Raw genomic sequence first — 26,928 nt, 5'->3', positions numbered from 1 at the left:
CACAGGCTCGCTATGATGGGGCATCACACGGCATCGACTGATGGACCTAGGCGGAGCGACTATGGACGAACGGGTGCCCCGCGATTTCGAGACGTTGCGTACGACGATCCTGGAACGGCGCCAGAGCCTGCCCAAGCGTATCGCGCAGATCGCTGCCTATGCGCTCGACAATCCCGACGATATTGCCTTCGGCACCGCCGCCAGCATCGCCGCCTCCGCCGGCGTTCAGCCTTCGACCTTGATCCGCTTCGCCCAGCAACTCGGCTTCGACGGCTTCACCAGCCTGCAACTGGTGTTTCGCGAGCGCCTGCGTGAGCGCAATTCGTCCTATGACGAAAGGCTGGCGGCATTGCGCGCCAAGGCCGAGGAAGGCGCCGGTCACCGGGCGATTTTCGACGGCTTCGTCGCCGCGGCGAGCACATCGCTCAACGATATTTCAGGCAGGCTGAACGAAGACCATTTCGAAGATGCGATCGCCCTGCTGGCGAAGGCGGAGACGATCTATGTGCTGGCCAAGCGCCGCTCCTATCCGGTCGCCTCCTACATCGCCTATGCGCTGGGCAAGCTCAAGATCCGCAACCAGCTGATCGAATCGGCCGCCGGCCTCAACGCCGAGATGATCAGCTTTGCCTCGCCCAGGGATGCCGTCATCGCCATCAGTTTCTCACCCTATGCGCCGGCGGCCATCGAGGAGGCGCGCGTCATTTCCGAGCAAGGCGTGCCGATCGTGGCGATCACCGACAGTTCCTTTTCGCCACTCGCCCAGTTCGCCAAGGTCTGGTTCGAAGTCGCCGAGGCCGATTTCGCCGGATTCCGCTCGCTGTCGGCAACGATGGCGCTGGCCATGGCGCTGACCGTTGCGGTTGGCGAAAAGCGGCGCGACACCGGCGGGAAGCGCAAGGCCTGACAGGCTACTTTTCGGCAAAGGAACGCACGTTCCATATTGACTATCGATTGGAATTATTATTTCATATTGCCGGCGCCACGCTGCCGCTCGCGCGTGTTACCCAAGACAACAAGGCTGATGGGAGGTTCGAATGAGCGAAGCCGTGGACGCGAAACATGCGCCGCTCGACGTCATCACCATTGGCCGCGCCTCGGTCGACCTCTACGGCCAGCAGATCGGCTCGCGCCTGGAGGATATCACCTCCTTTGCCAAATCGGTCGGCGGCTGTCCGGCCAACATTTCGGTCGGCACGGCCAGGCTCGGCCTGCGCTCGGCGCTGCTCACCCGCGTCGGCGACGAGCAGATGGGCCGTTTCATCCGCGAGCAGCTGGCACGCGAGGGCGTTTCCGTGGCCGGCCTCAGGACCGACCCGGACCGGCTGACCGCGCTGGTGCTGCTGTCGGTCGAGGACGAGGGCGTCTCGCCGATGATCTTCTATCGCACCGACTGCGCCGACATGGCGCTTTCGGAAGACGACATCGATGAGACGTTCATCGCTTCGGCACGCGCGATCGTCGTCACCGGCACGCATTTTTCGCGACCCAACAGCGACGCCGCGCAACGCAAGGCGATCCGTGCCATCAAGGCCACGGGCGGCAAGGTGGTGTTCGACATCGACTACCGTCCTAATCTCTGGGGTCTCGCCGGCCATGCCGAAGGCTTCGAGCGCTATGTGAAATCCGACCGGGTCTCCGCCCAGTTGAAGACAGTGCTGCCCGACTGCGACCTGATCGTCGGCACCGAAGAAGAGATCATGATCGCCTCCGGTGCCGATGATTGCCTGAGCGCGTTGAAGACCATCCGCTCGCTGTGCAAGGCCACGATCGTCTTGAAGCGCGGCGCCATGGGCTGCATCGTCTATGACGGGCCGATCAGCGACGACCTCGAAGACGGCATCGTTGGCAAGGGTTTTCCGATCGAGGTCTACAATGTCCTCGGCGCCGGCGATGCCTTCATGTCGGGTTTTTTGCGCGGCTGGCTCGGCGAGGAGAGCCTGGAGACGGCAGCGACCTGGGCCAACGCCTGCGGCGCCTTCGCCGTGTCGCGGCTGCTCTGTGCGCCGGAATATCCGACCTTCGAGGAATTGCAGTTCTTCCTGAAGAACGGCAGCAGGCACCTGGCGCTGCGCAAGGACGAGGCGATCAACCATATCCATTGGGCGACGACGCGCCGGCGAGACATTCCATCGCTGATGGCGCTGGCCTGCGATCACCGTATCCAGCTTGACGATGTCGCCGTGAAGGCAGGCGCCGACCTGTCGCGCATCCATGATTTCAAGGTGCTGACGGTCAAGGCGGCGGCAAAGGTTGCCGCCGGCCGCGCCGGCTACGGCATGCTGCTCGACGAAAAATACGGCCGCGAGGCGATGTTCGAATTCGCCCGCCATCCTTTCGCCTGGCTTGGCCGGCCAGTCGAATTGCCCGGATCGCGGCCGCTTCGTTTCGAATTCTCGCAGGATATCGGCTCGCAACTGATCGAGTGGCCGGTCGACCATTGCATCAAGTGCCTGTGCTTCTACCACCCCGACGACCCGGAGGCGCTGAAGGCCGAGCAGCAGCAGAAGCTCAAAAGCCTGTTCGAGGCCGCGCGGAAAGTAGGCAGAGAACTTCTCATCGAGATCATCGCCGGCAAGCACGGCGAGCTCGACGACACGTCCATCCCGCGGGTGCTGGAGGAACTCTATGCGCTTGGCATCAAGCCCGACTGGTGGAAGCTTGAACCGCAGGCCTCAGCCGGGGCCTGGGCGAAGATCGAAGCGGTGATCCTGAAGAACGATCCGTGGTGTCGCGGGGTTGTGCTGCTCGGCCTCGAAGCGCCACAGGACGAACTGGAAGCGGCCTTTGCCGCCACCGCCAAGGCGCCCATCGTCAAGGGCTTCGCCGTCGGTCGCACCATCTTCATCAACGCGGCCGAACAATGGCTTGCCGGCAAGATGTCGGACGAGGAGGCGGTGGCCGACATGGCGTCGCGCTTCGAGAGGCTGACCGAGGCATGGCTTGCCGCGCGCGGCCGCAAAGCAGCATAAGAAGGCGCGGCATAAGGACTGCGGAGGAAAACAACATGACCAGGATAATCCGCCTGACGATGGCGCAGGCGCTGACCCGCTTTCTTGCTCGCCAGATGACCGAGATCGACGGCAGGAGAATGCCGATCTTCGGCGGCGTCTGGGCGATCTTCGGCCACGGCAATGTCGCCGGCATCGGCGAGGCGCTTTATCAGGTGCGCGACGAATTGCCGACCTTTCGCGCCCACAACGAACAGGGCATGGCGCATGCGGCGATCGCCTATGCCAAGGCCAATTTTCGCCGCCGGTTCATGGCGGCAACCAGTTCGATCGGCCCCGGCGCGCTAAACATGGTGACGGCGGCGGCACTTGCGCATGTAAACCGGTTGCCCGTCCTGTTTCTCCCCGGCGACGTCTTCGCCAATCGTATCCCCGATCCCGTCCTGCAGCAGGCCGAAGATTTCTCCGACGGTACCGCGACGGTCAACGACTGCTTCCGGCCGGTGTCGCGCTATTTCGACCGCATCACCCGGCCCGAGCAGATCATCCCGGCGCTCAACCGTGCCATGCAGGTGCTGACCGATCCGGCCGAATGCGGACCGGTGACCTTGGCGCTCTGCCAGGACGTGCAGGCCGAGGCCTTTGATTACCCCGAGAGCTTTTTTGCCGAACGGGTCTGGCATCAGCGCCGGCCGCGTCCGGACCGTGGGGAACTGGCGGCCGCGGTGGCGGCGCTGAAGGCGGCAACAAAGCCATTGGTGATTGCCGGCGGCGGCGTGCTTTATTCGCAGGCTTCCGGCGAGCTGGCGAAGCTGGCGCAAGGCGCCGGCATCCCGGTCTGCGAGACGCAGGGCGGAAAATCCTCGCTGCCGGACGATCATCCGCTCAACATGGCGGCGGTCGGCGTCACCGGCACTTCGGCCGCCAATAGGCTGGCCGAGGAAGCCGATGTCGTGCTTGCCGTCGGCACCAGATTGCAGGATTTCACCACCGGCTCGTGGGCGCTGTTCAAGAATTCCGGCAAGACCATCATCGGACTGAACGTCCAGCCTTTCGATGCGGGCAAGCACCAAGCGCTGCCGCTGGTAGCCGATGCGGCGGAAGGGCTCGCCGAGTTCGGCGCGGCGCTGAACGGCTGGCAGGCGCCGGCTGCCTGGACCGATAATGCCGCCAGGGGGAAGAAAGAATGGCAGGCCGAAGCCGGCAAGGTGACGGCTTCGACCAATGCCGCCTCCCCGTCCGACGCGCAGGTGATCGGCGCCGTGCAGCGCGCCATGGGCTCCGACGTGATATTGCTTCATGCCGCCGGTGGCCTGCCCGGCGAGTTGCACAAGCTCTGGCAGGCGGGCGCACCCGGCTCCTACCACGCCGAATACGGCTTCTCGACCATGGGCTACGAGATCGCAGGCGGACTTGGCGTCAAGATGGCCAAGCCCGACGAGGAGGTCGTCGTCATGATCGGCGACGGCTCCTATCTGATGCTCAATTCCGAGATCGCAACCTCGGTCATGCTCGGCCTCAAGCTGACCATCGTGCTGCTCGACAACCGGGGCTATGGCTGCATCAACCGGCTGCAGATGGCAACCGGCGGCGCCAACTTCAACAATCTGCTGAAGGACGCCCGCCACGAGATTATGCCCGACATCGACTTCGCCGCGCATGCGGCAAGCCTCGGCGCCATCGCCGAGAAAGTCTCGTCGATCGCAGGGTTGGAAACGGCGCTGGCAAAGGCGAAAGACAATAGCAAGACGACGGTACTGGTCATCGACACCGACCCGCTGGTGTCGACCGATGTCGGCGGCCATTGGTGGGATGTCGCCGTGCCGGAAGTTTCTTCGCGGCCGCAGGTCAACGCCGCACGCAGAGCCTATGAAGAAAAGCGGCGGATGCAGATGTGTTGGTGATTGATGTCGGCGCTGCCAAGCCCCTACCTCCCCCTTGTGTGGAGGTCGGACCGAAGGTCCGGGTGGGGGTCCGGCGCCGCCCCCCACCCCGCTGCTTCGCAGCGACCCTCCCCACAAGGGGGAGGGTGGACACGAACTGAAATTGGAGTGACGACTTGAAAGCCAAACTGGGCATCTCCCCCATTGCATGGTGGAACGACGATCTTGCGGAACTCAGCGATGACGTGTCGCTGGAGGAGTGCTTGGCGCAATCGCGCTCGGCGGGCTTCACCGGCATGGAAATGGGCCGCCGTTTTCCCAGTGATCCGAAAATCATGCTGCCGATCCTGAAGGAGGCCGACGTGACGCTCTGCGGCGGCTGGTTCTCCGGTACGCTGGTCGACGAAGACATGGCCAGGAATAAGGATCGCATCCAGCCGATGATCGATCTGTTCAAGGCGGTGAACGCGCCCTGCATCGTCTATGGTGAGGTCGGCCGCTCCATCCAGGGCGACCGCTCAAAGCCGCTCGCCACCAAGCCGAGGCTTTCGGACGACGAGATGAAGGCGTATGCGAGGCGCCTCACGCAGTTCGGCGAATGGTGCGCCGAGCAAGGCATGCCGCTCTCCTACCACCATCATATGGCGGCGGTGGTCGAAACTGAGCCGGAACTCGACGCCTTCATGCGTCATTCGGGAGAAGGCATTCCACTGCTGCTCGACGCCGGCCACCTGGCTTTTGCCGGCGGCGATGTTCTGCGCGCCATCGACAATCATCACCGTCGCATCAATCATGTCCATGTGAAGGACGTGCGCATGGAGGTGATCGAAAAACTCGATCGCCAGAAGCAATCCTTCCTCGATGCCGTGGCGCTCGGCGCCTTCACGGTGCCGGGAGATGGTTCGCTGGATTTCGGTGCCATTGTGGAAAGGCTGGCGAACTATGGCCATGAAGGCTGGTTCGTGGTTGAGGCCGAGCAGGATCCCAGGAAGAATCCGCCGCTCAGGATGGCGCAAGTCGGCTACAAGGAATTGATGCGGGTGATGACGGCCGCCGGCTACACGGTTGAAACGCAGGGCTTCCCCAATGCTTGAGCGAGTCTATTCCCGGCGACGGGGTGATCCGATACGGGGGCCGATTCGATGAAGGACTCTGAGCATCCGTTCTTCCGGCCCCTGTGGCGGCGCGTTGCCATCGTCGCCGTCTGCCTGGGCTGGGCCGTGGTCGAGTTTGCCACCGGCGCGCCGTTCTGGGGCACGATCGCGCTCGGCTTCGCCGGCTATGCCGTCTGGCAGTTCTTCTATCTCTATAAGCCGGCCGACGGCGGCAAGGATTCGGCCGACACCGAACCAAAGGAATGAAGCGCGATGTCCAAACTGCTCGTCAAAGCCGATAAGGGCCATGGCCGCGTCGCCCATGTGACGCCGCAAAACGCCGGCTGGACCTATGTCGGTTTCGATCTGCATCGATTGCGGCCCGGCGAGACCGTCTCCGGACAAACCGCGAGCTGTGAAGTCTGCCTGGTGTTCGTCACCGGCAAGGGCAAGGCCAAGGCCGGCGGCAACGATCTCGGCCTGCTCGGCGAACGCATGTCGCCCTTCGAAGGCAAGCCGTGGTCGGTCTATGTGCCGCAGGGCTCTGACTGGTCGGTGACTGCCGACACCGGCCTCGAACTCGCGGTCTGCTCGGCGCCGGGGCTTGGCGGCGGCCTGCCGGTCCGCGTCATTGCACCGAAGGATCTCGGCCATGAGGTTCGCGGGAAGGGCACCAACACGCGCTACGTCACCAACATCCTGCCGGAAGGCGAGCCGGCCGATTCATTGCTGGTGGTCGAGGTCATTACGCCTGGCGGCCATACATCGAGCTATCCGCCGCACAAGCATGACCAGGACAATCTGCCGGCCGAATCCTATCTTGAGGAGACCTATTACCACCGCCTCAATCCGCCGCAGGGCTTTGCCTTCCAGCGCGTCTACACCGATGCCGATCGGAATGGCGCTCGTTCGCTCGACGAGGCGATGGCGATCGAGGACGGCGACGTCGTGCTGGTGCCCAAGGGCTATCATCCTTGCGCCGCCTGCCATGGCTACGACCTCTACTACCTCAACGTCATGGCCGGGCCGAAGCGGACGTGGAAATTCCACAACGCGCCCGAGCACGAATGGCTGATGAAGGCCTGAGGCGCGGCCCGTCCGGGTCGGCAAACTGGCCCCAAGGCGAAAAAATCGTCGGCTAATGACCCGCCTGAACAAGTTTGTTATCAGGAGCGATCATCAGCTTCGTCATTTCGTCATGCAAATCGCCTATGGCAGCGGGAGTTGACGAGGACTTTCGATGCGCTACGCTATCTATTTCACCCCCCGGCAGGACGAACCTCTGGCGCAAATCGCCGCCAATTGGCTTGGCCGTGACCCGTTCGGCGCCGCCACGAGGCCGGTCGAGGCCGTGGACGAGCTGTCGGCAGCGGAAGTCGCCTTCCATACCGCTTCGGCGCGCCGCTACGGCTTTCATGCGACACTGAAGGCGCCCTTCCAGCTGGCTTCGAACGAGACGGAAGCCGCGCTTCGTGCGGCACTGGACGATTTCGCCGAGACGACGCCGGTGGTGACGATCCCACGGCTGTTCGTCAGCCAGATCGACGGCTTTTTCGCGCTGGTGCCGGAGGGACCGCTGCCGGCGCTCAACCGCTTCGCCGACGACGTTGTGCGCGACTTCGACCATTTTCGCGCGCCGCTGAGCGAGGCAGAGATCGAACGGCGCAGCCCTGACTCGCTGAAGCCGGCTGAATTCCGCAATCTCTGCCAGTGGGGTTACCCCTATGTCTTCGAGACCTTCCGTTTTCATATGACGCTGTCCGGCCGGGCCTCGTCACAGGAAAGCCCTCGTCTTCGCGCAGCAATCGACAGCCTGTTTGCGGGAGTCCTGCAACGGCCGGTGCCGGTGGACGCGCTGACCCTGTTTGTCGAAACCGAACCTGGCGCCCCGTTCATGGTGCTCTCCCATCACGCGCTCGGGCGCCGCCCGGTGAGAAAAACTGCCTGAAAACTACTTGTTTTAACCGCTTTTGTGCGACGCCAACTCATCCCAATCGGTGATTCAATTGGCCGCAAAAAGCTCCAAGGACTGCCTGAAATGACCGTCGAGACCGTTCTCAACAATGCCCGCATCGTGCTTGCCGACGAGATCGTCGAAGGCTCGATCGTGCTGCGCGACGGCTTGATCGCCGGGATCGATGCCGGCGCCGGCCGGAGCGGTGAGGATATGGCCGGCGATTTCATCATTCCCGGGCTGGTCGAGCTTCATACCGACCACCTGGAGGGTCACTACGCGCCGCGGCCGAAGGTGCGCTGGAACCCGATCGCCGCCGTTCTCGCCCACGACGCGCAGGTGGCGACCGCCGGCATCACCACCGTGCTCGATGCCTTGCGCGTCGGCATGGACGACGATGCTGACATGAATTCGGCCGACATGCGCAAGCTGGCCGATGCGATCGAGGACAGCGTCCAGCAGGACCGGCTGCGGGCCGACCATTTCATCCATCTGCGCTGCGAGGTTTCGGCGCCGGATTGCCTCGCAGCCTTCGCGCATTTCGACGGCGATGACAGGATCAAGCTGGCGTCGCTGATGGACCACGCGCCGGGACAGCGCCAGTTCGTCGATTTGGAAACCTATGCCTATTACTACCAGCGCAAGCTGAAGCTGACGGATCGCGAATTCCAGCAGTTCTGCGAGAAGCGGATGGCGGAGTCGGCGACGAATTCGGGGCCGAACCGCGCCTTCATCGCTGCCGCCTGCCATCAGCGCGGCATCGTGCTGGCCAGCCATGACGACGCCACGACCGGCCATGTCGACGAGGCGATCGAGCAAGGCGTCCGCGTCGCCGAATTCCCGACCACCAAAGAGGCCGCAAAAGCTTCGAAGGCGGCAGGGCTCGGGGTGCTGATGGGCGCCCCGAACGTCATGCGCGGCGCCTCGCATTCGGGCAATGTTTCGGCCCGGACACTCGCCGGCGAAGGTTTGCTCGACATACTGTCGTCCGACTACATCCCCTTCAGCCTGATCCAGTCGGCCTTTTTCCTCGGCGACGTTGTCGACGGCATCTCCCTGCCGCAGGCGGTGGCGATGGTTTCGAAGAACCCGGCCGAGGCAGTCGGCCTCGCCGACCGTGGTGTCATCGAGCAGGGCCGGCGCGCCGATCTGGTTCGCGTCCGTCTTGACGATCATGTCCCGGTTGTCCGCACGGTCTGGCGGCAGGGACGTCGGGTCGCGTGATGGTGTCGGCGTCGATCGAGCGTGAATTGTCCGCCACGGCGTTTCCGATCCGCGACGGCGTGTTTGTCGCCGTCGTCGGGCCGAGCGGCGCCGGCAAGGACACGGTGATCGGCTATGCCCGGACGCTGTTTGCCGACGAGGCCCGGCTGGAGTTCGTGCGCCGGGTGATCACCCGGCCGAGCGACACGACGAGCGAGGATCACGACACGCTGGCCGATGCGGCCTTCGTCGAGGCCGACGCGGACGGCGCCTTCGCCATCTCCTGGGAGGCGCATGGCTTGCGCTACGGCATCCCGGCTGAAGTCGACCGGTCAGTGGCCAGTGGCCGCGTCGCCATCGCCAATGTCTCCCGCGCCATCATCCCGGCGCTGCGCGATCGCTATGCCAATCTGGCTGTCGTCGAGATCACCGCATCGCCGCAGATCCTGGCCGAGCGACTGGCGATGCGCGGCCGCGAGTCGCGCGGCGAAGTGCTGGCGCGGCTGGCGCGCAGCGCCAATGTGGCGTTGTCCGGGCCAGGCGTGACCTCGATCGACAACAGCGGCCCGCGCGAGGCGGCCGGCGAGCGTTTTGTCGAAGCGCTGCGCAAGGCAATGGCGTTCTCCGACCGACCGTGACATCGATCAACGAATGCAGCGGGGCAAAACTAATCTGTAGCGATCCTTCGCGCCCTCCTCTGTCCTGCCGGACATCTTGCCCACTTGGGGGGAGATTGGATGTCGCATCGGGTTTCGCCAATCTCCAATGCTGAAGAATGGCGCCGTCGGCAGAGCTGCCAATCTCCCCCTTGTGGGTCCCTTGTGGGGGAGATGTCCGGCAGGACAGAGGGGGGCGCTGTCCAGGGCGCTGTCCCGCCGAATCAAGCTTCGTGAAGCGCTACTCCGCGGCCGCGCCGGCCGCGCCCTTGCGGGTTGCCTCCAGCATCAGCCGCCGCTCCCGGTACACGCCCCATTGCTGGTCGACCAGCACGCCGATCAAGATCACGCCGCCCATCACCGCGAAATTGAGCGAGGACGGGATGCCGAGCAGGTTGACGAGGTTTTGCAGTTCCTGCAGCAGAACCGTGCCTAGGATCACGCCGATCAGCGAGCCTTCGCCGCCGCGCAGCGAGAAGCCGCCGAGCACGGCTGCGGCAATGGCGTAGAGTTCGTAGAACTGGCCGTGGCTGGCCGGCGAGATCGAGCGCGTGTACATGGCGAAGTAGATCGCCGACAGCGCCGTCAGCACACCGCAGATGACATAGGCCGCCATGACGACGCGGCCGGTGCGAATGCCGGAATATTTCGCCGCCTCCTCGTTCTTGCCGATGGCGTAGAGGTAGCGGCCAAACACCGAACGGTGCAGCACCACCCACATCACGATGGCGATGACGATCAGCGCGATGAAGCTGTTCGGCACGCCATAGGATCGTCCGGCGGTCAGGAATTCGAGCTCCGGGAAATTCTGCCCGAAGGCGAAGCCCGCCGTGCCGTCGGCTGTGTAGAACCGCGCCACGCCGCGATAGATCAACAGCCCGCATAGCGTCACCACGAAAGGCTGCAATTTGAGCCGCGTGATCAGCCAGCCATGTGCCAGCCCGATGATGCCGCCAAGCACGAGGATCAGCGGCAGCGCCACCGGCCATGCCATGCCGCGCGTGGCGATGAAATCGACGAACAGGACGCCGAGCAGCGCAACCACCGAGCCGACCGACAATTCGATGCCGCCGGTGATGATGACGAAGGCCTGGCCGATCGCCAGGATGCCGAACAGCCCGATCAGGTTCGATGTGTTGGCGAGGTTGATCGGCAGCAGGAAGCGCGGGTTGATGATCGCCACCACCGCTCCCACCACAAGGATCAGGATCAGCAGGCCGAGATCTTTCTTGCTCATCGTCTTCTCCCCATTGCCCGCGAATTATTTCGGCTGCTTGCCGACGGCCAGCAGCAGCACGTTTTCCTGGCTGAACTGTTCCTTGTCGAGAATGCCTGAGATCTGGCCCTCATGCATGACGGCGATGCGGTCGGAGACGCCGATCACCTCCTCCATGTCGCTCGATATCATCAGCACCGCGACGCCGGCATCGGCCAGCGCCCGCATCAGCCCGTAGATCTCCGCCTTGGCGCCGATGTCGATGCCGCGGGTTGGCTCATCGAGGATCATCACCTTGGGGCTCATGGCCAGCCACTTGGCCAGCACCACCTTTTGCTGGTTGCCGCCGGACAGCGTGCCGGTGCGCGTCGCCACCGAGGGCGCCTTGATGCCGAGATTGCGTTTCTGCTTCTCGGCGGTGACGGCTTCGGCGCGGGCAGAGACCAGGGATCGCCGGGCATGGGCCGGCAGATTGGGGAGCGAAATATTCTGGGCAATCGACAGGTCGAGCAGGATGCCGGTCAGCTTGCGATCCTCGGGGACGAGGAATATCCCGTTGGCCACAGCGTCGGCCGCCGAACCAAGAACCAGATCTTTTCCATCAAGCTGGAGCGAGCCGCCAAGGCTCTTCTCGATGCCGAAAAGCACGCGCGCCAGTTCCGTGCGGCCGGAGCCGACAAGGCCCGCCAGGCCAAGGATTTCGCCGCGCCTGACGCCGAGATCGACCGGCCGGTCGGGATAGGCGCTGGTGCGAACGGCCTTGGCCGACAGCGCGACGGCGCCGGGCGGGCGGCCCGATTCTGCGGCCTTCTCCCGCTCCTTCAGCATGCGGCCGATCATCAGCTTGACCATCTGGTCGTGGTTGATGGCGTTCTTCGGCAGCGTGCCGGCAAGCATGCCGTCCCTCAGCACGACGACGCGATCGGCAACCCGCTCGACCTCGTGAAGGCGATGCGAGATGAAGATGACGCTGATGCCGCCGGCCTTTAGCGCCTTGATGACATCGAGCAGCTTGTCGGTTTCGGCAAGGGGCAGGCTCGACGTCGGCTCGTCGAGGATGACCAGCCGCGCCTCGATCGATAGCGCCTTGGCGATTTCGACCATCTGCTGCTGGGCAAGCGACAGCGCCGATACCGGGGTGTTGGCCGAGAAATTGGCGCCCACACGTTTGAGCAGTGGCGCCGCCAGCGTGCGCAGCCTGGTGCGGTCGACAAGCCTGAGCGGACCGGCGCGCAACGGCTCGCGGCCGAAAAAGATGTTGGCAGCAACGTCGAGGTTTTCGAACAGGTTGAGTTCCTGGTGGACGAAGGCGATGCCGGAACCGATGCTGGCCTCGACGGTCAGCCCGTCATGGGCGACGCCGTCGACGGTGATCGTGCCGGTGTCGGGTGTGGTCACGCCGCCGAGGATCTTCATCAGCGTCGACTTGCCGGCACCGTTTTCGCCGACGAGGCCGATAACCTCGCCAGGCCTGACCTCCAGCGAAAACCCGTCCAGCGCGACCACGCCGGGATAGGTCTTGCGCACGCCCTCGAGACTGAGGAACGGGGCAATCGTGGATGCGCCGATGGATGCGTCGGAATAGTTCATCATGCCTGACAGCAGTTGGCGGGCCGGCCTCCCCGCAGATTGACGAGCCTGATCAGGCTCGTCAATAACAAGCGGAGCCAGTCACGCCGGCGTCGCACTGCCTCTCAGCCCTACCCTCTCCCCGTAAAGAACGGGGAGAGGGATTGGCCAGCGTTGCAACCCTTCTCCCCGTTCTTCACGCGGAGAAGATGCCGGCAGGCGGATGAGGGGCAGCGCCGACGACGCTCAGTTTCCGGACATCGCCTTCAGACTGGCGGCATAGGCGTCGACGTCGTCCTTGCCGATGATCTTGGTCGGGATGATGATCAGGCCGTTCTCCGGAATGCCCGACTTGTCGCCCTCGAGATAGGCAGCCATCAGCTTCATGCCCTGGTAGGCCCACTCGAAGGGCTGCTGCACGACGGTGGCGGCAACGGTGCCTTCCTTGACGCCGCCGAGCGTGATCGGATCGTCGTCGAAGCCGACGACCGTGATCTGGCCGAGCTTGCCGGCGTCGCGCAGCGCTTCATAGATTCGCGGGGTGTTGTAGGAATAGAAGCCGACCATGCAGGTGACGTCGGGGCTGGCGACCAGCGCGTCCTCGACGTTCTTCTTGGCGCGGGCCTGGTCGATGTCGTCGCCGCGCACGTCGATCAGCTCGATCTTGGTGCCGGCGAGCCCTTCCTTCATACCTTCGATGCGCTCCTTGGCATTGTCAGCGCCGAGCAGGCCGACGAAGCCGAGGCATTTGCCGCCGTCGGGCATCGCCTTCTTGGCGATCTCGGCCGCCTGCTTGCCGGCATCGATGTTGGACGAGCCGATATAGGCGACCCGCTTGGTCTGAGGCGCGTCACTGTCGGTGGTGAACAGCGCCGTCTCCGAGGCGATCTTGTTGAGCCCGTCGGTCGAGGTCTTGGGATCGACGGCCGAAACCATGATCGCCTTGACGCCGGCCGTCACCAGATCATCCATCAGCCGCTGCTGGATGGCGACCGACGACTGTTCCGGATATTTGAGCTCGAGATTGTAGTTGGGCAATTCGGCCTGGGCCTTCTTGACTCCGGCTTCGGCCGCCTTCCAGAAATCGGAAGCGCCGTTGACGACGAAGGCCAGCGTCGGTTTGTCCTGGGCACCGGCGATCGCCGTGAAGGACAGACCGAGAGCCAGGGCCGCTGCGGCGACGGACGCATTTCGTATCGCAGATTTCATGTTCAACCTCCCATTAGATCCAGTCATTTTCGCTGATCTGAACTTTTGTCGAATGCGGCTTGGACGCCCTCCTCCTCAAGGGTGCTGGCAGCGAAAGAACGGCGCCATCCCAGCCGCAGTCTGAACTCTAGAGACTCATTGGCTGCTCGTAAATAGTCCGATTTGTCTGATATTTCGTGATTGTGGAGTGTTGCCCCGCAGCGCAAACGTCCCGGACGAAGGTGGCCAAAGCTATGCAGATGAGACTCCTTGTGGAGGCAGCCTCGCGGATACTGGTATACGAGTATAGGAATATCCAGTTCGGATATCTGAGAACGGGTTCTGCAGCCAACCCTTCTAGTCCCCGAGAAAGCTGCGCTTCAATTCGCAACGCAAGTGCTATAGTTAGACCAAGAACGCGGCTCGCCGCTTACTGAGGCAACGAAGGCGAAAGCGTATTGGTCGCAGTGTATGAAAGCCATAGTGATGGGATGAGACGAAGCGGCCGAGGACGGGCCGGGCCCGGCGTCGTGCTCAGCCTGGGTGCTGGTCTGCGGCTGCTCGCTTCGTTGCTCTTTCTGATCTGGACCATTCCTGCGGCAACAGCCGATCAGGTCGCGCATGACCTTGCCAAAGGCCAAATCGGCGCGACCGAGCCAGTTACGCACCCGACTGTCCTTGCCCGCAGCATTGCGCGCCACGTCGGTGCTGAGAGTTCCCGTTTCAAGACACCTGTCATTGCGAGAGATGGCAAACCGTTTTGCATTATTCCGGATTTGCGGCTGCCGCTCGAAACCGCGTCAGCCGCGCCGTTTGGCATATGGTCTGAAGACCGGCCGGAACTGTCGCCGATCCGCGCCTTTGATGCGCGCGCGCCTCCGCTTCTCACGGCGTGAACCTTGCCGCGCTTCCGCGGCTCTAGACTCGCAAAACATTCACATCGCGTTCCGTTCGTCGAGTTGCTCGCCGGTCGGAACGCCAAAGCTCTTGTCGGAGGCGGTTTGCGCCCGATATGGGCTGAACGGACAAGAACATGCTGCATTTTTCGCGCTGGAAGACCATTCTCATCTGGCTGACGGTCTTGGCCGGCATCCTCTACGCAGCTCCCAATCTGGTTCCCGCCTCCACGCTGGCATCGCTGCCGAATTGGCTGCCAAAGCAGCAGCTGACGCTGGGCCTCGACCTGCAGGGCGGCTCGCACATCCTGCTCCAGATCGATCGGCAGGACCTTGCCAACGAACGTCTCGAATCGGCACGCGACGAGGTCCGCACATCGCTGCGCGATGCCCAGATCGGCTATACCGGGCTTGCCGGCACCGCCAATTCCATCCAGGTCCGCATTCGCGACCAAGGCCAGATCGAAGCGGCGAAGAGCGCGCTCGAAAGATTGGCGCAGCCGATCTCGACGGGGCTTTTCATGAGCGGCTCGGTGACCGAGATGGAGATGACCGAGCCGGAACCGGGCCTGCTGCGCTTCACGCTGACCGAAGCCGGGATCGACTACCGGATCGCCGCGGCGCTGACACAATCGATCGAGGTGGTGAGCCGGCGCGTCAACGAACTCGGCACGACCGAGCCGATCATCCAGCGCCAGGGATCGGATCGCATCATGGTCCAGGTGCCGGGCCTGCAGGATCCGCAGCGGCTGAAGGATATCCTCGGACAGACGGCTAAGCTGACCTTCCAGATGGTCGACCAGTCGATCCCGGTCGAGGAGGCGATCTCCGGTCGCCCGCCGGCCGGCTCGACGGTGATGTATTCGACGGACGAGCCGCGGGTTCCGCATCTGATCGAGAACCGGATCATTGTCTCCGGCGAAAACCTCGTCGATGCGCAGGCAACCTTCGACCAGCGCACCAACGAGCCGGTGGTCTCGTTTCGCTTCGACAGCCGCGGCGCCACCCGCTTCGGTCAGGCTACTCAGGCCAATGTCGGGCGCCTGTTCGCGATCATCCTCGACAACGAGGTGATCTCCGCGCCTCAGATCCGCGAACCGATCCTGGGCGGCACCGGGCAGATATCCGGCAGTTTCACGGTGGAAAGCGCGAACGACCTTGCGGTCCTGCTGCGCGCCGGCGCACTGCCGGCCGACCTCACCATCGTCGAGGAGCGCACCGTCGGTCCGAGCCTCGGCAGCGATTCGATCGAGGCGGGCCAGTTCGCGGCAATCATCGCCGGGGTCCTCGTCGTCGGCTTCATGCTGTTCGCCTATGGGCGGTTGGGGCTGATCGCGAATATCGCGCTGTTGGCCAACGTCGCACTGATCATCGCCATCCTGTCCGTGCTCGGGGCGACGCTGACGCTGCCTGGCATCGCCGGCATCGTGCTGACGATGGGCATGGCGGTCGATTCCAACGTCATCATCTTCGAGCGCGTCCGCGAAGAGAACCGCCAAGGGCGCTCGATCGTGCAGTCGATGGATTCCGGGTTCAAACAGGCGCTGGCGACCGTCGTCGACGCCAATGTGACGACGCTGATTGCCGCCGTCATCCTGTTCTTCCTCGGCTCGGGGCCGATCAAGGGGTTTGCCGTCACCCTCGCCATCGGCATCGTCACCACCGTGTTCACAGCGTTCACGCTGACGCGTTGGCTGGTCGCGTTCTGGCTTCGCCGGCAGCGGCCGAAAACCATGCCAGCCGGTGTCATGCGGCTGGTGCCCGACGACACGCGCGTGCCGTTCATGGCATTCCGAAAATACGCCTTCACCCTGTCCGTGCTGTTGTCGATCGCTGCGGCGGTGCTGTTCTTCACTGTCGGCATGAACTACGGCATCGACTTCCGCGGTGGTTCGAGCATCGAAGTGCAGGCGAAGGGCCAGCAGGCCGACATCGGCAACATCCGTGAGCGGCTGACGGGTCTCGAACTGGGTGAGGTGCAGGTGCAGGAGTTCGGCTCGACCCGGGATGTGCTGATCCGCATCGGCACGCAGGGGGGCGGCGACGTTGCCGAACAGTCCGCCGTCGAGAAGGTAAGAAGCGCGCTCGAAACCGACTACGAGTTCCGCCGCATCGAGGTCGTCGGTCCGACAGTGTCCTCCGAACTCGCGTTCAACGGTACAATGGGCGTGCTCGCCTCGCTGCTGGCGATGCTCGTCTACATCTGGATCAGGTTCGAGTGGCAGTTCGGGCTCGGCGCCATCATTTCGACTTTCCACGACGTGATTCTGATGGTCGGCTTCTACGTCGTCGCCGGCATAGAGTTCAATTTGACTTCGATTGCCGCGATCCTGACTATTGTCGGCTATTCCATCAACGATACGGTTGTCGTCTATGACCGGGTCCGCGAGAATCTGCGCCGCTATAAAAGGATGCCGATTGCCGAGTTGCTCGACCTGTCGATGAACCAGACACTGGCGCGAACGGTCCTGACCGGCGTGACCACGCTGTTTGCGCTGGCGGCGCTTTCGATCTGGGGCGGTGAGGTGATCCAGTCCTTCACGATCGCAATGATCTTCGGCATTCTCGCCGGGACCTATTCCTCCATCTTCGTCGCCGGGCCGCTGCTGATCCTGTTCAAGCTCCGGCCGGGCGCCCTCAGCCAGGAGGAAGCCGCAGTGGCGAAAGAGCCGCCGGCGCAACAGGCGTTATGACGCAACGATGGACGCTGCCATCTTTTGGGTAGCTGAACTTTGATCTGGCGCATGATCCTTTCCGAAAATCGATTTCGATTTTCAGGGGTCATGCGCCAACCAGACCGTCTCTCGCATCACCTCGTTGCCGTGCAGCCGATCATCAGTCGGCGGCAATCATCTTGGCGACCGGCAAGGACGGCGGCGACGCTGAAGCTTGGGAGACAGCGGCGGGCCAGCGCGGCTGCCTGTTCCAGGCTGATACCCCGGACGAGCGGGTCCGCGTGACGGTGCGCGAGCCGCCATTCGCGTTCGTCCGAGCGATGCACCGCTCAGCCGGTAAAATTGCATGTTGATGTTGATGAAGCCGATGATATGACTTCAGGAATATGCTGAACGAAATTGATCTTTCGCGCACCGATCTCAATCCTCGTCCTCTTCGAGGCCGTACTCGGAGAGGGCCACGTGGGCCGGGCGGCGGACCGGCTTAATCTGACGCCATCGGCCGTCAGTCACGGGCTCGGCCGGCTGCGCCGGCTCCTCAACGATCCGCTGTTCCCAAGAACGCCCAAGGGCGTGGTGCCGACGGCGCGTGCAACGGAACTGGCCGCGCCGATCGCCGAGGTTCTGGCGCGCGTGCGCAGCGTGATGGCGACTGCCGCGCCCTTCGATCCCGCCACGGCCATGCGCCGGTTCGCAATCGGCGCACCGACGGTGTCTCAGCCGTGATCCTGCGCCCCCTCCTCGCCGAGCTCAGCCGGACTGCGCCACGCATCGACGTCGGCGTGCGTCAGCTCTTGCCCTCGCCAGCCCGCGTCTGGCGGAGCGCGATAGTCGATCTCGAGGCGCACGCCATCGATATCGCGATCATTCCGTCCGATGACATCCCACCTCGCTTCGAAAAGCGCTGCATCTACGAAGAAGACTTTGTCATTGCCATGCGTCTTGGACATCCGTTCGCGCGTGATCCGAGCCTGGAGCGATACTGCGACCTGCAGCATCTGGTCGTCTCGGACAGTGGCGACCCTTATGGCTTCGTGGATGAACAACTGGCCAAGCAAGGCCGGGCGCGACGGGTTGCGTTGACGGTTCCGAACTTCATGTTCGCGCTTGCCATCATCGCCGAGACCGACCTCATCTCGGCCCTGCCACGGCGGTTCGTTGCCATGCATGCGGCGCGTTTTGGCGTGCTGAGCCTCGATGCCCCGTTGCCGTTGCCCGGCTTCCGGCTCAACGCCATCGCTCCCAAGGTCGCGATGATGGATGCGGGCGTGGCATGGCTCTTCGATCTGCTTGCAGGAGTGGAGCAGACTGCGCAGAAGCACCCCAGCGGCTTGCCCGCACGAAGTCGGCAAACATAGCTCGGAAAGCTTCGTCGGCTGCCATGGCGGTGTGCTGTAGGGTAAGATCAATGGCGCGTCGAAGCGGTCGCCGACCTGCCGGTCGAAACGGCCGCCTGAACAGAACACGCCGGAGCTCACGCAGGTGATGAGGGCAGGCAGATCAGTGTTGCGGATCCATTCGACGACCTTTCTTTTCATGGCCCGTGCCTTGCGCGACATGGGCGATGGCTTCGTTGCCGTTCTGCTGCCGGTCTATCTGCTTGCATTAGGCTTTGCGCCCCTGCAGGTCGGGATTATCGCAACGGTATCACTTCTTGGCTCTGCACTTTTAACCATCGGTGTCGGAGTCCTCGGCGTCCGCTACGATCACCGCCAACTCCTGTTTGCCGCCGCCAGCTTGATGGTCGCCACGGGGGTGGCCTTTGCTATGGTGCACGACTACGCGCTGCTTTTGGTGGTCGCGTTCGCAGGCACTATTAACCCGTCGGCCGGCAGCGTCAGCGTCTTCGTGCCCTTGGAACATGCCGTGCTGACCCGCGAAGTCACCGATGCCGCGCGGACCAAGATGTTCGCGCATTACAGCCTTGTAGGTGCGCTCGCAGCCGCGGTTGGCGCGCTCGCTTCGGCAACACCTGATCTTCTGGCCGGAGCCGGCCTCGACCAACTCACCGGCATCAAGGCGATGTTCGTGCTCTATGCGTTTCTGGGCCTTCTCGGCGGCCTCCTTTACGCGCAGATCCCGCAGCGCCGTCCAGGGACGGAGTCCAGCACCGGGTCCGCACTTGGCCCCTCGCGCAAGATTGTGTTCAAGCTCGCGGCGCTTTTCAGCCTCGATGCTTTTGCCGGAGGCTTTGTCGTCCAGTCGCTGCTTGCCCTCTGGCTTTTCGAGAAATTCGATCTGTCGCTTTCGGAAGCGGGATTTTTCTTCTTCTGGTCCGGCGTGCTTTCGGCGTTCTCCTTCCCGGTTTCCGCTTGGCTGTCCCGGCACATTGGATTGATCAACACGATGGTGTTCACCCACATTCCGTCGAGCATCGCCCTGATGCTGGCGGCGTTGGCGCCCACGCTGCCTCTGGCACTCATCCTGCTGCTGATCCGCGCAGCACTTTCGCAGATGGACGTGCCGACGCGATCATCTTACGTGATGGCCGTCGTCACGGAGGCGGAACGGGCGGCGGCCGCGAGCTTTACATCGGTGCCGCGCAGTCTCGCCGCCGCAGTCAGTCCCGCGCTGGCCGGCGCGCTGTTCGCGGCCTCGTTCAGGGCTTGGCCCCTCCTCATTTGCGGTACCCTGAAGATCACCTACGATCTGCTGCTGCTGATGCAGTTCCGGCATCTCAAGCCCCCGGAGGAACGTTGATGCAGCCTTGTCGCTTCGGAGCGTTTTACCAGGATGGATCAATTGCGCAGAATGAACGTTGGAAAGGTTGTCGATCACTTTCGGCTGGCTAGAAGTATGAAATGTCGCCCCGCTTCCTGCTGACGTTATTTATAGCCCTTTGTCCGGCATCCCCCGTGTACGCAGGTGTCGATGTCGAGCGCGCGCTGGAAGCGTTCCACAGCATCTGCCTGGCGCACGGCCCTGATTTCGACCGAACGGTGGAGGCCGCGAGGGGGCGCGGATGGACGCCCGTGTCGGGAGACTCCCTTGCGACCTTGGCTCCCGTTAACAATGTTGAGGCGGCCAAGGCCTGGACCACTCGGCAGACGACACCATGCCGAGAGGATCCGTCGTGGGCGTGACAAGAGCCAGGTTGGACGGGACCGCGGTGCAGACTTGCACAGTAGCTATGACCGACGTCGATCATGAGCTGTTCCTGAAGAGTTTCTTCACTCGGACCGACGCCGAGAAGATCGATGAAGAACGTGATGCGGTGCAGATATCCAGGTTCTATATTCTGATCGCCGGCGGGCGTGAGCAATTCGTCAATCTGAAATTCCCGGCTTCCCCGACGGCGGAAGGATCAATCGTGGCCAGCTCCATCGCTGACGACTGACGGTTCCTGACAATGGCTTGCATAGCGGGCGCTGCGGTCGTCGCCGCTGCCATGGTGTGGCCCGCGTCAGACCCGGAGGTCATGGACCACCATCATCACGACCTGCCCGAAGACGATCCGCATTGGGATCAAGGCTCAAGCCGATCCGGACGTCGGCATTCACATACATATGTGATCGACGAGCTCCATCCCGACTGGCCCCGTCAACCTTGAGCAACTCATGGGTGAACTCGCGGTCTATGCCGGACTGTTCGCGGTGGCCACAACGATCCTGCCGATGCAATCCGAGGCCGCACTCGCCGGGCTTTTTGCTGATGGAATCCTTTCCAGAGGCGCTGCTGGTCCTGGTGGCCAGCGTCGGAAACGTTCTTGGTTCCGCAGCCAACTGGCTGATTGGGCGCGGCGTCGAACGGTTCCGGACCCGAAATTGGTTTCCCGCCATTCCTGAAATGCTCGATCGCGCCACGAAATGGTACCACCGGTATGGGAGATGGTCGCTGTTGCTGAGCTGGATGCCTGTTGTTGGCGATCCGTTGACGGTGGTGGCGGGCATCCTGCGCGAACCGTTATGGAGCTTTGTCGTCATTGTCGCGGTCGCAAAGGTCGCTCGCTACCTGGTGGTCGCAGCAATCACCTTGAGCTGGATTTAGGCTGCCGGGATGCAATGGGTCATCGACGTTCAGAGGGATATCTATCTCGCTTTCGCCGGACACATAAAGGCGTTCGCCGAGGGCGGCGCTGGACCGCCTTGGCCGCATTCTTGCCGATGGGCATCGTGTTCGGGGCCGTCCATGCCATGACCCCGGGGCACAGCAAGGCGGTATTGGCCACCTATCTTACGGGATCGTCGGCGGGCATGGGCCGCAGCCTGCTGGTATCGCTGGCGCTTTCGTTCACCCACGTCACCATGGCGGTTCTGATCGCCATGCTGTCGCTTCCTCTCGTCTCCGTCGCGCTCGGAAGCGTCGGCCGTGCCCCTGCGCTCGAGACCCTCAGCCGCGGCCTGATGGGCCTCATCGGACTGTGGATGCTGTGGCGCGCCTTCAGCCATGCAGGCCACAAACATGATGCCGAGGAAGGGGCGGCGTTCGGTTTCATGGCTGGCCTTATTCCTTGTCCCCTGACGCTCTTCGTGATGACGTTCGCGATCGTCCGAGGCGTCCCCGAAGCGGGCATCGCCTTTGCGGTGACAATGATGGCGGGCGTCGCGCTTACCCTGTGTGCCGTCGCGTTGGCCACCGTTTTCTTCCGCCGGCAGCTGGTTGGGCTTTTCGAAAGCCGGCCGCGCCTGATCACGGCCGTAACGCGGTCCATCGAAGCGGTTGCCGGTCTCGTTCTGGTTGCCATCGCGATCCGGGAGATCATTCGCTGAACGAAGGAATGCTTGACTGGAACGCAGACCCTGCCCGAGGCAAACGCCTCGCAATGAAGATTGCGAACGTGCGCTCCTATATTGCGCCTAGACCAGACGGTAGTGTCACGGGTCGGCGCCTACTCCGCGGGAGTTGGAAAGTGCTTTTGAAGCCAGGTTCGCCATTTTGGCTCCTCCCGTTTTGCGATGCTCGCTGCATCGTCGCCAAACAGGAAAAACCGCGCGGACAGGTAAGTCATCCCGCCGATCGGCAAGGCGAAGAGGTGCGCGAAGCCCGGCGCGGGCTGGTCCAGCCGGACCACCAGTTCGGGATGGTCTTGCGGCCCTGCTCGTTCGACGACGCCCTCGAATGCCTGCGTGTCCGGAGGGGTGACGCGCTGTTGTTCAGTCGCATTCACCAGGCCCAAGGGTTTAACCAGTTTTCGCCATGCATCGGCCAAAGGCTCAGAAGACGGGACCAAAAGCTGAAAAGCCGAGCCGTGCTGCCCGGGAAAATGCGTGAGGTAGAGGCGGAGCAGGCGAAAGAAGGAGATCCATCCGTAGCTGTGGGCCTCGAACTGATCGTCCCAATCATCGGAAGTCGCGAACCAGCGATGGACCACGCGAACGCTGCAAAGCCCACCGGATTTTGCCTCCACAATCCATTCCGTCGCTACCGTTCCCGGCTCGCCGGGTGCTTCTGCGACAAACCGCCTGGGCGGCTCCCAAGCTGTGATGGTGGCGACGGAATCCATGCTTCCATCGGCAGCGAAATGCGAAACGGCGGTTCCTCCGATGCGGCCTTCGAGTTCGCTCTGCACGAACCATTGAGATATTCCAGGTCCCGTTGCGATCGCGTTCCAGACGCCCTGCGGTGTACCGGGGACATCCACTTGCGCCTCGACGGAGCGATTGCCGGCAGCATCTTTTCTTACTGGCATTGAACGTCCTTTCCTTGCGGATTGGCTGGTGAGGGGTGCGCCGTCACGACAAGGCGGTGGGACCGTCCCTGCGGCGCGGTTTCGTTGTGATAGCGTGCCGCCAGCGTGGTGATGGCCTCAGTCAATTCACGCGAGAACGAGGCGCGGTCGGCGGCGGAGCGGAAGCGGATTTCGGTGTCGATCGCCAAGGTTGCCAGGCGCTTGCCGGCATCCGTGGCGGCGCGCTGGAGAGCTCCGATCTCCCGCACCAACCGAGCGCCGAGCGCGATGAGGTAGCTTGCCGACAGGCGGTCCGAGGTGCGGGTCGGATCGGCGCCGACCGGACCCAGCGCGCTCGTCGAGACGACATAGCTTGTGGCGCTCGCCACCATGAGCCGCTCCGTCAGGCCACCCCATTTGCGCGTGTCTGCAACTTGGACAAGCCCGTGCTCCTCCAGAGCATGCAGGTGGTAATTGATCTTCTGCCGCTTGAGGCCGAGGCGTGTGGCGAGGGTAGCGGCCGAGGCCGGCTCCCGCAGCTCTGAGAGGAGTTGGCTCCGAACGGGCTCCAACGCGGCGGCGGCCGCGCTCGGCCGATCTATGACTTCGATATCGAGCATGCAGCCCCCACATTGACAAGTTTTCCTGTCAAATGCCGTTGACGAGTGTAATTGTCAAGAGCGAAAGGACCGCGTCGTCCGAACTTTCCAGATGGCACGCGGCTGCAGCAAGCGACCTAGCTATCGCCCGCTACAGAAGACGACGCGCCCCGCCCGTGGACCGCCCGCAGCGGGGCAATTGCAATGACGGTGCCGTTCGTTGTAGCCATTGCGACCGCTTGATTTTGGAGGAGACGCAGCATGGACCGATTCACTGGCGGTTGCCTGTGCGGCAACGTCCGGATTGTGGCGTCGGGACTCCCATACCGGGTCGGCATTTGTCATTGTCTCGACTGCCGCAAGCACCATGGCGCCCTTTTTAACGCTTCGGCGGTGTTCCCCCAGGATGCGGTGACGATCGAAGGCGAGACGCGCGACTACGCCGGACGGTTTTTCTGCCCCCGCTGCGGCTCGACAATTTTCGGACGCACCGCAGACGAAATCGAAGTGAACCTGGGATCCCTGGACGCCCCTGACCAACTGATGCCAACCTACGAAAGCTGGATCATCCGTCGCGAGTCCTGGTTGCCGCCGTTTCCGCTCACGAGACGGTACGAACGCGATCGTGACGCCACGAGTCGCTTTGAGGCGTAGTCGCACGAACGGTGCGGAAAGCGTTTGGGACGTCACGCCGGCACGTCACTCCGGAAGACCAGCCTTGCGGAAGCCGTCAACGAAATGCTCGAGCGTCGCAGCGTCGCGGAATGGCTCCGTCGCGGCCCAGTGGCGGGTTGTGAAATGCGGGTTGCCGACGAGGAACAGTTCGGCCTCTGCGCGCGCCTCCTCGACCCGGCCCAGTTGGGCAAGGCTTGCCGCCAGGAAGCGGCGTGAGCTTGTACGATAAGTCTCGTCCCTGCGCAGTGTCTCGACAGCGGCTTCGTATTCGCCGGCCGCATATTGCGCCTGGCCGAGCGTCAGATAGTACCAACTTGCCGGAAACGGGTTCAGCCGGAACGCCTTGCGAATGTGCTCAAGGCCTTCCTGGACCCGACCGGCCAGGACCGCGATGTCGGATAATGCCGCCCAGGCATCGGCCTCGTTCGGATCGAGCTCGATCGCCTTGGCGAATTCCGCATCTGCCTCGGCGAAGCTGCGCTCATAGGCAAGCAGGTAAGCCAAAACCCAGCGGCAGCCGGCATCGTTGGGGTCGATCGCCACGGCTTTGCGTGCCAGTTCCAACGCAACGCTACGGGACGTTTCGGTTGGTCCGCCGGAATGCACCCATCCCATCCAGTGGTTCATGGCAAGCCAGCGATAGGCCTCGGCATATTCCGGATCGAGCGAAACCGCGCGGGTGAGCATCAGATGCACTTCGCGCGCCGTCTGCGGCGTGTCATCCATCAGCTTGCGCGCCCGCACGCAGAGATCGTAAGCCTCGAGATTTTTGGGCCGATTGCGCGGCGGCGGTGCGCGCAGCCTGCCGAGCAACGCCTCGACGATCTTGCCGGTGACCTCGTCCTGAACGGCAAAAATGTCTTCCAGGCTGCGATCGAAGCGTTCCGCCCATAAATGGTCGCCACTCACTGCGTCGACCAGCTGGGCGTTGATGCGCACGCGCCCCGTAGCGCGCCGTGCGCTCCCCTCCAGCAGGTAGCGCACGCCGAGGTCCTGCGCGATATCGCGCACGTCCATCGCCTTTCCTTTGTAGGCGAAGGCCGAGTTGCGTGCGATGACGAACAGGCCGGAGATCCTGGACAGGTCGGTGATCAGGTCTTCGGTCAAGCCATCCGCGAAGGATTCCTGCTCGGGATCGTTGCTGACATTGACGAAGGGCAGCACCGCTATCGATGGCTTGCCGGGCAGCGGTAAAGGTTTTCGCTTCGCGCCGAGCTGTTCGACGGCCCCTGTGAAGCGGTAGCCGACGCGCGGAACCGTGGCGATCCATTCGCCGCCCCCATTACCGGCATCGGCAGCCGGGCCAAGCAGCTTTCGCAGCTGCGCGATCTGTACGGTGAGGTTGCCTTCCTCGACGGCCGTGTCCGGCCACGCCGCGTCCATCAACTCGGCCTTCTCGAGGATTTCGCCGGCTCGTCCAACGAGCGCCGCAAGCAGCTTTATCCCGCGGTAGCCAACGGCAACGGGGACATCGTTGCGAAGCAGCGTTCCCGCACCGGAATCAAGCACGAACGGACCAAAGGCAAAGCGCGATCCCTGCATGCGGCCTATCTATAGCCCGTTTGGAAGTTTTGAGAACTATTTGGGAGGGCTTAATTACGACGCTGTTCGTACTCTGCAGAATTCAGCCTCTTTCAGGTCGAGGGTCCCTGGACCTTCAAACCGATGGAGGTTGCTATGAACGATACTCTTGCATCGGCCCCGCATCAGGCAGGGGGAACGCCCGTGGAGCCGGTGGAAATGTCGCGTCGGAATCTGGCGACCCTGCGAAGCATTATCGCAGCCTGGGACGAGCGCAAACGCTTTCGCTGGGAACTTGAGCAGATGTCGAAGGACAATCCCCATTTGATCGACGACATCGGTCTGACGAGACGGCAGGTCGAGGCGGAGATCGCCAAGCCCTTCTGGCGGCGATAATCCTCGTCGCCGCAAGGTCACGAAGCCGATGCTGTCATCGTCGTACTGGGTGCGCCAAGAACATCTAGGATGCGAGAAACTGGGCCGCCGATCCGATCCCAAAACAGGCCTTCGCCTGCGTCAGCGGCCCGGCCTCTTTTCCCCTAATCGTCGTCATCATCATCATCATCATCCGTGTAGCGGTCGCGATAGCGGCGACGATCATAATCCTGGTAACGACGGGAGGATCGGTCCTCCTGGTAAACCCTGCGTTTGATGTAGGTCTCACAATAGTCGTCTTCACAGTAGGTCTCGACAATCCGCTCACGCACAACGCCGTTGTTCGACGAGCCATTCGAGCTTGTGTTCGAGGACTGACTGTCCGCGTGGGCAACGACTGTCGCCATCATCGTCGCTGATGTCACCAGCAGGAGCTTCATACGCATGGCTGCCTCCAAACTGGGAACTCGTATATTGTTGCCGCGCCTTTCTGAGATCACCGCTCAACGGGCGCAAGGACGACGTGGTGGCGGCCGCTCGTGAATTCGCCGCCGGCGGCCTCGACGCTGCCTTTGTCACCGTAAGCGGTGAGGCGGCCGACCGCGCGCTGACGTCAGTGCGCGAAGGCGGTCGGGTCGCCTGCCCGTACGGCGCGATGCCCGATCCAAATGTCCGGCCCGGCGTGGAGCTCATTCGCTACAACGGCGCCCGCAGCCAGGACGCGACCGACAAGCTTAACCGCCTGATCGACTCTGGCCCGTTCGACGTCCATGTCGCCCGTACATTCCCGTTCGACCAGGTTGTTGATGCGCACCGAGCCCTTGCCACCCACTACGTCGGCAAGCTCGCTTTGCGGGTGAGCTGA

General features: G+C 63.1%; 23 protein-coding genes and 3 pseudogenes. 19 read left to right on the top strand and 7 right to left on the bottom strand.

The genetic code is table 11. The annotated features are described in order from the left end of the window. Nucleotides 1-61 precede the first annotated feature (61 nt). The 9 genes from BQ8794_RS06975 to phnN all read left to right on the top strand — a co-directional run bounded on the left by BQ8794_RS06975 (nucleotide 62) and on the right by phnN (nucleotide 9,723). On the top strand, nucleotides 62-907 hold the full coding sequence (locus BQ8794_RS06975; protein WP_167378659.1) for a MurR/RpiR family transcriptional regulator: 846 nt from the start codon (nucleotides 62-64) through the stop codon (nucleotides 905-907). Nucleotides 908-1,037: 130 nt separating this feature from the next. Next, the gene (locus BQ8794_RS06970) at nucleotides 1,038-2,972 is read left to right on the top strand and encodes a bifunctional 5-dehydro-2-deoxygluconokinase/5-dehydro-2-deoxyphosphogluconate aldolase (RefSeq protein ID WP_077374681.1); all 1,935 of its coding nucleotides are present in this window, start codon (nucleotides 1,038-1,040) and stop codon (nucleotides 2,970-2,972) included. A gap of 35 nt (nucleotides 2,973-3,007) precedes the next feature. Beyond that, a complete protein-coding gene (gene iolD / locus BQ8794_RS06965; protein WP_077375184.1) occupies nucleotides 3,008-4,855 on the top strand; it encodes a 3D-(3,5/4)-trihydroxycyclohexane-1,2-dione acylhydrolase (decyclizing) in 1,848 nt (615 codons plus the stop codon). 155 nt (nucleotides 4,856-5,010) lie between these two features. Continuing rightward, on the top strand, nucleotides 5,011-5,928 hold the full coding sequence (gene iolE / locus BQ8794_RS06960; protein ID WP_077374679.1) for a myo-inosose-2 dehydratase: 918 nt from the start codon (nucleotides 5,011-5,013) through the stop codon (nucleotides 5,926-5,928). Between the two features lie 48 nt (nucleotides 5,929-5,976). After that, complete coding sequence (locus tag BQ8794_RS06955; RefSeq protein WP_077374676.1) at nucleotides 5,977-6,195, top strand: DUF3329 domain-containing protein; 219 nt, start codon at nucleotides 5,977-5,979, stop codon at nucleotides 6,193-6,195. A gap of 6 nt (nucleotides 6,196-6,201) precedes the next feature. Then, nucleotides 6,202-7,014, top strand: a complete 813-nt coding sequence (gene iolB / locus BQ8794_RS06950) for a 5-deoxy-glucuronate isomerase (protein WP_077374673.1) — start codon at nucleotides 6,202-6,204, stop codon at nucleotides 7,012-7,014. A gap of 154 nt (nucleotides 7,015-7,168) precedes the next feature. Next, nucleotides 7,169-7,876, top strand: a complete 708-nt coding sequence (locus BQ8794_RS06945; RefSeq protein ID WP_077374670.1) for a DUF1045 domain-containing protein — start codon at nucleotides 7,169-7,171, stop codon at nucleotides 7,874-7,876. Nucleotides 7,877-7,966: 90 nt separating this feature from the next. Then, nucleotides 7,967-9,106: an alpha-D-ribose 1-methylphosphonate 5-triphosphate diphosphatase gene (locus tag BQ8794_RS06940; protein ID WP_077374667.1), complete on the top strand. Its 1,140-nt coding sequence runs from the start codon at nucleotides 7,967-7,969 to the stop codon at nucleotides 9,104-9,106. Further along, nucleotides 9,103-9,723, top strand: a complete 621-nt coding sequence (gene phnN, locus BQ8794_RS06935; protein WP_174654380.1) for a phosphonate metabolism protein/1,5-bisphosphokinase (PRPP-forming) PhnN — start codon at nucleotides 9,103-9,105, stop codon at nucleotides 9,721-9,723. The genes BQ8794_RS06940 and phnN overlap by 4 nt, the downstream gene beginning before the upstream one ends. Nucleotides 9,724-9,982: 259 nt before the next feature. Here the strand turns inward: phnN and BQ8794_RS06930 are convergent, their stop codons facing one another. The 3 genes from BQ8794_RS06930 to BQ8794_RS06920 form a co-directional block, all read right to left on the bottom strand. Then, nucleotides 9,983-10,978, bottom strand: coding sequence for an ABC transporter permease (locus tag BQ8794_RS06930; RefSeq protein ID WP_077374661.1), 996 nt, complete (start codon nucleotides 10,976-10,978; stop codon nucleotides 9,983-9,985). A 24-nt stretch (nucleotides 10,979-11,002) separates the two neighbouring features. Then, nucleotides 11,003-12,547 (bottom strand): sugar ABC transporter ATP-binding protein, encoded by a 1,545-nt coding sequence (locus BQ8794_RS06925; protein ID WP_077375181.1) that lies wholly within the window; start codon nucleotides 12,545-12,547, stop codon nucleotides 11,003-11,005. Between the two features lie 225 nt (nucleotides 12,548-12,772). After that, nucleotides 12,773-13,735, bottom strand: a complete 963-nt coding sequence (locus BQ8794_RS06920; RefSeq protein WP_077374658.1) for a sugar-binding protein — start codon at nucleotides 13,733-13,735, stop codon at nucleotides 12,773-12,775. A gap of 1,012 nt (nucleotides 13,736-14,747) precedes the next feature. Between BQ8794_RS06920 and secDF the strand changes: the two genes are divergently transcribed. From secDF to BQ8794_RS06875, 7 genes and pseudogenes are all read left to right on the top strand, one after another. After that, nucleotides 14,748-17,303 (top strand): protein translocase subunit SecDF, encoded by a 2,556-nt coding sequence (secDF, locus tag BQ8794_RS06910; RefSeq protein ID WP_077374653.1) that lies wholly within the window; start codon nucleotides 14,748-14,750, stop codon nucleotides 17,301-17,303. A 161-nt stretch (nucleotides 17,304-17,464) separates the two neighbouring features. After that, nucleotides 17,465-17,638 (top strand): hypothetical protein, encoded by a 174-nt coding sequence (locus tag BQ8794_RS35535; protein ID WP_167378658.1) that lies wholly within the window; start codon nucleotides 17,465-17,467, stop codon nucleotides 17,636-17,638. A gap of 33 nt (nucleotides 17,639-17,671) precedes the next feature. After that, nucleotides 17,672-18,643, top strand: a pseudogene (locus BQ8794_RS06900) (LysR family transcriptional regulator). Between the two features lie 127 nt (nucleotides 18,644-18,770). Further along, nucleotides 18,771-19,985: an MFS transporter gene (locus BQ8794_RS06895; RefSeq protein WP_077374651.1), complete on the top strand. Its 1,215-nt coding sequence runs from the start codon at nucleotides 18,771-18,773 to the stop codon at nucleotides 19,983-19,985. Nucleotides 19,986-20,415: 430 nt separating this feature from the next. Next, nucleotides 20,416-20,622 carry a hypothetical protein gene (locus BQ8794_RS06885; protein WP_077374649.1) on the top strand — a complete coding sequence of 69 codons (207 nt, stop codon included), beginning with the start codon at nucleotides 20,416-20,418 and terminating at the stop codon, nucleotides 20,620-20,622. Between the two features lie 220 nt (nucleotides 20,623-20,842). Next, nucleotides 20,843-21,272: pseudogene (locus tag BQ8794_RS06880) on the top strand (YqaA family protein). Nucleotides 21,273-21,281: 9 nt separating this feature from the next. Then, nucleotides 21,282-21,994 (top strand): annotated as a pseudogene (locus BQ8794_RS06875) (nickel/cobalt transporter). 119 nt (nucleotides 21,995-22,113) lie between these two features. Here BQ8794_RS06875 and BQ8794_RS06870 read toward each other — a convergent pair. Together BQ8794_RS06870 and BQ8794_RS06865 are read right to left on the bottom strand one after the other, a co-directional pair. Continuing rightward, on the bottom strand, nucleotides 22,114-22,914 hold the full coding sequence (locus BQ8794_RS06870) for an SRPBCC family protein (RefSeq protein WP_077374647.1): 801 nt from the start codon (nucleotides 22,912-22,914) through the stop codon (nucleotides 22,114-22,116). Further along, nucleotides 22,905-23,513, bottom strand: coding sequence for an ArsR/SmtB family transcription factor (locus BQ8794_RS06865; protein WP_077374645.1), 609 nt, complete (start codon nucleotides 23,511-23,513; stop codon nucleotides 22,905-22,907). The genes BQ8794_RS06870 and BQ8794_RS06865 overlap by 10 nt, the downstream gene beginning before the upstream one ends. A 240-nt stretch (nucleotides 23,514-23,753) precedes the next feature. Between BQ8794_RS06865 and BQ8794_RS06860 the strand changes: the two genes are divergently transcribed. After that, nucleotides 23,754-24,146, top strand: a complete 393-nt coding sequence (locus BQ8794_RS06860; protein ID WP_077374643.1) for a GFA family protein — start codon at nucleotides 23,754-23,756, stop codon at nucleotides 24,144-24,146. 45 nt (nucleotides 24,147-24,191) lie between these two features. Here BQ8794_RS06860 and BQ8794_RS06855 read toward each other — a convergent pair whose 3' ends face one another. Then, the gene (locus tag BQ8794_RS06855; protein ID WP_077374641.1) at nucleotides 24,192-25,709 is read right to left on the bottom strand and encodes a winged helix-turn-helix domain-containing tetratricopeptide repeat protein; all 1,518 of its coding nucleotides are present in this window, start codon (nucleotides 25,707-25,709) and stop codon (nucleotides 24,192-24,194) included. A 198-nt stretch (nucleotides 25,710-25,907) separates the two neighbouring features. Between BQ8794_RS06855 and BQ8794_RS06850 the strand changes: the two genes are divergently transcribed. Then, nucleotides 25,908-26,084: a DUF1127 domain-containing protein gene (locus BQ8794_RS06850; protein WP_167378667.1), complete on the top strand. Its 177-nt coding sequence runs from the start codon at nucleotides 25,908-25,910 to the stop codon at nucleotides 26,082-26,084. 143 nt (nucleotides 26,085-26,227) lie between these two features. On the opposite strand, the gene BQ8794_RS06845 is transcribed toward BQ8794_RS06850, so the two are convergent. Then, a complete protein-coding gene (locus BQ8794_RS06845; protein WP_174654379.1) occupies nucleotides 26,228-26,509 on the bottom strand; it encodes a hypothetical protein in 282 nt (93 codons plus the stop codon). Between BQ8794_RS06845 and BQ8794_RS06840 the strand changes: the two genes are divergently transcribed. Continuing rightward, nucleotides 26,482-26,928 carry a zinc-binding dehydrogenase gene (locus BQ8794_RS06840; protein WP_077374637.1) on the top strand — a complete coding sequence of 149 codons (447 nt, stop codon included), beginning with the start codon at nucleotides 26,482-26,484 and terminating at the stop codon, nucleotides 26,926-26,928. The genes BQ8794_RS06845 and BQ8794_RS06840 overlap by 28 nt on opposite strands.

It is taken from the genome of Mesorhizobium prunaredense (genome assembly GCF_900156895.1).
Classification (GTDB): domain Bacteria; phylum Pseudomonadota; class Alphaproteobacteria; order Rhizobiales; family Rhizobiaceae; genus Mesorhizobium; species Mesorhizobium prunaredense.
The sequence above is the reverse complement of the archived record's forward strand: the minus strand, read 5'-3'. Positions and strand labels throughout refer to the sequence as shown.

Coding starts and splice junctions, on each gene's coding strand:
- BQ8794_RS06975 (WP_167378659.1), top strand. CDS start 62: ATGGACGAACGGGTGCCCCGCGATTTCGAGACGTTGCGTACGACGATC.
- BQ8794_RS06970 (WP_077374681.1), top strand. CDS start 1,038: ATGAGCGAAGCCGTGGACGCGAAACATGCGCCGCTCGACGTCATCACC.
- iolD (WP_077375184.1), top strand. CDS start 3,008: ATGACCAGGATAATCCGCCTGACGATGGCGCAGGCGCTGACCCGCTTT.
- BQ8794_RS06955 (WP_077374676.1), top strand. CDS start 5,977: ATGAAGGACTCTGAGCATCCGTTCTTCCGGCCCCTGTGGCGGCGCGTT.
- iolB (WP_077374673.1), top strand. CDS start 6,202: ATGTCCAAACTGCTCGTCAAAGCCGATAAGGGCCATGGCCGCGTCGCC.
- BQ8794_RS06945 (WP_077374670.1), top strand. CDS start 7,169: ATGCGCTACGCTATCTATTTCACCCCCCGGCAGGACGAACCTCTGGCG.
- BQ8794_RS06940 (WP_077374667.1), top strand. CDS start 7,967: ATGACCGTCGAGACCGTTCTCAACAATGCCCGCATCGTGCTTGCCGAC.
- BQ8794_RS06930 (WP_077374661.1), bottom strand. CDS start 10,978: ATGAGCAAGAAAGATCTCGGCCTGCTGATCCTGATCCTTGTGGTGGGA.
- BQ8794_RS06925 (WP_077375181.1), bottom strand. CDS start 12,547: ATGAACTATTCCGACGCATCCATCGGCGCATCCACGATTGCCCCGTTC.
- BQ8794_RS06920 (WP_077374658.1), bottom strand. CDS start 13,735: ATGAAATCTGCGATACGAAATGCGTCCGTCGCCGCAGCGGCCCTGGCT.
- secDF (WP_077374653.1), top strand. CDS start 14,748: ATGCTGCATTTTTCGCGCTGGAAGACCATTCTCATCTGGCTGACGGTC.
- BQ8794_RS06895 (WP_077374651.1), top strand. CDS start 18,771: ATGAGGGCAGGCAGATCAGTGTTGCGGATCCATTCGACGACCTTTCTT.
- BQ8794_RS06885 (WP_077374649.1), top strand. CDS start 20,416: ATGACCGACGTCGATCATGAGCTGTTCCTGAAGAGTTTCTTCACTCGG.
- BQ8794_RS06870 (WP_077374647.1), bottom strand. CDS start 22,914: ATGCCAGTAAGAAAAGATGCTGCCGGCAATCGCTCCGTCGAGGCGCAA.
- BQ8794_RS06865 (WP_077374645.1), bottom strand. CDS start 23,513: ATGCTCGATATCGAAGTCATAGATCGGCCGAGCGCGGCCGCCGCCGCG.
- BQ8794_RS06860 (WP_077374643.1), top strand. CDS start 23,754: ATGGACCGATTCACTGGCGGTTGCCTGTGCGGCAACGTCCGGATTGTG.
- BQ8794_RS06855 (WP_077374641.1), bottom strand. CDS start 25,709: ATGCAGGGATCGCGCTTTGCCTTTGGTCCGTTCGTGCTTGATTCCGGT.
- BQ8794_RS06850 (WP_167378667.1), top strand. CDS start 25,908: ATGTCGCGTCGGAATCTGGCGACCCTGCGAAGCATTATCGCAGCCTGG.
- BQ8794_RS06840 (WP_077374637.1), top strand. CDS start 26,482: ATGTCACCAGCAGGAGCTTCATACGCATGGCTGCCTCCAAACTGGGAA.
- BQ8794_RS06845 (WP_174654379.1), bottom strand. CDS start 26,509: ATGCGTATGAAGCTCCTGCTGGTGACATCAGCGACGATGATGGCGACA.